The organism is Streptomyces sp. NPDC006510, assembly GCF_040611955.1.
In the GTDB taxonomy this organism is placed as follows: Bacteria; Actinomycetota; Actinomycetes; order Streptomycetales; family Streptomycetaceae; genus Streptomyces.
Genome location: NZ_JBEXPH010000359.1, coordinates 1 through 4,319, shown reverse-complemented (window position 1 = coordinate 4,319; position 4,319 = coordinate 1). Strand labels below are relative to the sequence as shown.

General features: G+C 68.2%; 2 protein-coding genes and 1 pseudogene. All 3 read left to right on the top strand.

Annotated elements, in window-relative coordinates:
- Positions 1-1,536, top strand: a 1,536-nt coding sequence (locus ABZY11_RS43170; protein WP_356484418.1) for an alpha-1,4-glucan--maltose-1-phosphate maltosyltransferase, incomplete at its 5' end; no start/stop codon positions are given.
- Entirely contained in the window at positions 1,533-3,239 is a 1,707-nt protein-coding gene (gene treS, locus ABZY11_RS43165; RefSeq protein ID WP_356484417.1) for a maltose alpha-D-glucosyltransferase, read from the top strand. The genes ABZY11_RS43170 and treS, both read left to right, overlap by 4 nt.
- A 238-nt stretch (positions 3,240-3,477) precedes the next feature.
- A pseudogene (locus ABZY11_RS43160) lies at positions 3,478-4,319 on the top strand (maltokinase); the annotation flags it as partial.

Here is a 4,319-nt window from a genome sequence, read left to right as displayed (position 1 = left end):
GCGCTCGCCCGTCATCCGCTGCGCGAACTGGTCAGCGCGTCCCGGCCGCTGCCGCTGGTGGTGGAGCGCCGGCGGGCCCTGTTCGGCTCCTGGTACGAGCTGTTCCCCCGCTCGGAGGGCGCCAGGGTGGAGAAGGCCGGTCCGCCCGCTCGGCGCAAGGGCAGGGCTGCCGGGGCCGGGAAGTCGGCGAGGATCATCAGCGGCACCTTCCGCACGGCCGCCGAGCGGCTGCCCGCGGTCGCCGCGATGGGCTTCGACGTGGTCTATCTCCCGCCCGTCCACCCGATCGGCACCACCCACCGCAAGGGCCCCAACAACTCGCTCTCCGCCGCTCCCCACGACGTGGGAGTGCCGTGGGCGATCGGCTCGGCCGAGGGCGGTCACGACGCCGTCCATCCCGAGCTCGGCACCCTCGACGACTTCGATCATTTCGTCGCGACCGCCCGCGAGCTGCGCCTGGAGATCGCACTCGATTTCGCGCTCCAGTGTTCTCCGGACCACCCCTGGGTGGAGAAACACCCGGAGTGGTTCCACCACCGTGCGGACGGCACGATCGCCTATGCCGAGAATCCACCGAAGAAATACCAGGACATCTACCCGATCGCCTTCGACAAGGACCTGCGCGGACTGGTCACCGAGACCGTGCGCATTCTGCGGTTCTGGATGGATCACGGGGTACGGATCTTCCGCGTCGACAATCCGCACACCAAACCGGTGATCTTCTGGGAGAAGGTGATCGCGGACATCAACCGGACCGACCCCGATGTGATCTTCCTGGCCGAGGCATTCACCCGGCCGGCGATGATGAAGACGCTCGCGGCCATCGGCTTCCAGCAGTCCTACACGTATTTCACCTGGCGCAACACCGGGCAGGAAATCACCGAATACGTCACGGAATTGTCGGGCGAGACCGCTTCCTACATGCGGCCCAACTTCTTCGTGAACACCCCGGACATCCTGTCCGGCTATCTCCAGGACGGAGGCCGCCCGGCCTTCGAGGCGCGGGCCGTTCTCGCCGCGACGCTCTCCCCTTCCTGGGGTGTGTACGCGGGCTACGAGCTGTGCGAGAACACCCCGGTCCGGCCCGGCAGTGAGGAGTACCTCGACTCGGAGAAGTACGAGATCCGGCCCAGGGACTGGGAAGCCGCGGAGCGCGAGGGCCGTTCGCTGGCCCCGCTCATCACCACGCTCAACCGCGTCAGGCGCCGCAACCCGGCGTTGCAGCAACTGCGCGACGTGCACTTCCACTCCACCGACAACGACGCGTTGATCGCGTACAGCAAGCGTTCGGGGTCGAACACCGTCCTGGTGGTCGTCAACCTCGACCCGCACCACACCCACGAGGCCACGGTCTCGTTGGACATGCCGCGACTCGGCCTCGACCGGCACGAGCGCGTGCCGGTGCGCGACGAGCTCACCGGCGATACCTATCACTGGGGCAGGACCTTCTATGTGCGTCTGGAGCCAGGCGTCACGCCCGCGCACCTCGCCGTCCTGCGACCGTCCCCGCCGACCGGAGGGTCACCCACACCATGATCGTCAATGAGCCTGTCCACGACACGTTCGAGGACACCCCGGCCAAGGACCGCGATCCCGACTGGTTCAAGCGCGCCGTCTTCTACGAGGTCCTCGTCAGGTCCTTCCAGGACTCCAACGGCGACGGCATCGGCGACCTCAAGGGCATCACCGCCAGACTGGACTATCTCCAGTGGCTGGGCGTCGACTGCCTCTGGCTGCCGCCGTTCTTCAAGTCGCCGCTGCGCGACGGCGGTTACGATGTCTCCGACTACACCGCCGTACTCCCGGAGTTCGGTGATCTGGCCGACTTCGTGGAGTTCGTCGACGCCGCGCACCAGCGCGGGATGCGCGTGATCATCGACTTCGTCATGAACCACACGAGCGATCAGCACGACTGGTTCCAGCAGTCCCGCACCGACCCGGAGGGTCCGTACGGCGACTACTACGTCTGGGCCGACGACGACAAGCAGTTCCCGGACGCCCGGATCATCTTCGTGGACACGGAGACGTCCAACTGGACCTTCGACCCGGTGCGCAAGCAGTACTACTGGCACCGGTTCTTCTCGCACCAGCCCGATCTCAACTACGAGAACCCGGCGGTGCAGGAGGAGATCATCTCCGCGCTCCGCTTCTGGCTGGACCTCGGCATCGACGGCTTCCGGGTGGACGCCGTGCCGTACCTCTACCAGCGCGAGGGCACCAACTGCGAGAACCTCCCGGAGACCCACGACTTCCTCAAGCGGGTCCGCAAGGAGATCGACGCACACTACCCGGACACCGTGCTGCTCGCCGAGGCCAACCAGTGGCCGGAGGACGTCGTCGACTACTTCGGCGAGTACCAGGTCGGCGGCGACGAGTGCCACATGGCGTTCCACTTCCCCGTGATGCCGCGGATCTTCATGGCCGTGCGGCGCGAGAGCCGCTACCCGGTCTCCGAAATCCTGGCGAAGACACCGGCGATCCCGAAGAACTGCCAGTGGGGCATCTTCCTGCGCAACCACGACGAGCTCACCCTCGAAATGGTCACGGACGAAGAGCGCGACTACATGTACGCGGAGTACGCCAAGGATCCGCGGATGCGGGCCAACATCGGCATCCGGCGGCGGCTCGCGCCCCTGCTGGACAACGACCGCAACCAGATCGAGCTGTTCACCGCGCTGCTGCTGTCGCTGCCCGGCTCCCCGATCCTCTACTACGGGGACGAGATCGGGATGGGCGACAACATCTGGCTGGGCGACCGGGACGCGGTACGCACCCCGATGCAATGGACGCCCGACCGGAACGCCGGGTTCTCCTCCAGCGACCCGGGGCGGCTCTACCTCCCCACGATCATGGATCCGGTCTACGGATACCAAGTCACCAATGTCGAGGCGGCGATGGCGTCCCCGTCGTCGCTGCTGCACTGGACCCGGCGGATGATCGAGATCCGCAAGCAGAATCCCGCCTTCGGTCTCGGCTCGTTCAACGAACTGCCGTCGTCGAACCCGGCCGTGCTCGCCTTCACCCGTGAGCACGGGGACGATCTCGTGCTCTGCGTGCACAACTTCTCGCGGTTCGCGCAGCCGACGGAGCTCGATCTGCGGTCCTTCGACGGGCGTCATCCGGTGGAGCTGATCGGCGGGGTGCGCTTCCCCGCCGTCGGCCAGTGGCCCTACCTGCTGACTCTCGCCGGGCACGGCTTCTACTGGTTCCGGCTGCGCAAGGACGCGCCGTCGAGCTGACCGGGCAGCACGTCGTACCACCAACCGCGGGGCGGTTTCCGCCGCCCCGCTCGGGGCACCCTCCCCCACATCGCACACTTACGGCCCCTTCCGGGCCCCATCTGGCGTTTCGTTCCCATCGAGTCGAGTCCGTACGGACCATCCTGACCCGACACGTCCCGCACAGCCGGACAGCTATTGCCGCAATCCGGGACACTCTTCGCATCCTGTGGTGTGCCCGGGGAAAGGACGCGATGCCATGTCGGAGGCTGCATCCACTCGGGTCGCCCTGGCTGACAGCACAGCTCTGCTCCCGTCTCTCGCCCCCCTGCTGCACGAATGGCTGCCCCGGCAGCGGTGGTTCGCGGGCAAGGGGCGGCCGGTCACCGCTTTCTCGCTGGTGTCGGCGACCGAAATGCTGCCGGTGGGCACCGGTTCCGTCGCCGCCGGAACCGGAACCGGGCTGCTCCATCTGCTGGTCCGGGTCCACCAGCCGGCCACGCCCGCGCAGTCGCCGGACGACTGCTACCAACTGCTGCTCGGCGTACGGGCCACGCTGCCGCCCCGGCTGGCGCCCGCGCTCATCGGCCGGGTGACCGAGGGGCCGCTCGCCGGCCGCACCGTCTACGAGGGACTGCACGACCCACGCCTGGCCGAACTCCTGCTGGAACGATTCCGTACCCCCGGCACCCTCGGCACCCTGCGCTTCGACCGGGGCGGCCCGGCCATCGCCGCGGGGCTCGCACCGCGCGTGCTCGACACCGAGCAGTCCAACACCTCGCTGGTCTACGGCGACGCCTTCATCCTCAAGATCTTCCGCCGGGTCTTCCCGGGCACCAACCCCGATCTGGAGCTTCCGCTCGCGCTCGCGCAGCAGGGCTGCGGACGGGTGCCCGCGCCCGTCGCCTGGTTCGAGGCCACCACCCCTGAGCCGCTCACCCTCGGTGTGCTCCAGCCGTTCCTGAGCGGTGCGCAGGACGGCTGGCAGCTGGCCCTGCGCGCCCTGGCCGAGGGCCTGGACTTCACCGGCGAGGCCCACGCGCTGGGCCGGGCCACCGCCGAGGTGCACACCGCGCTCGCCGCCGCCCTGCCGACGCCCGC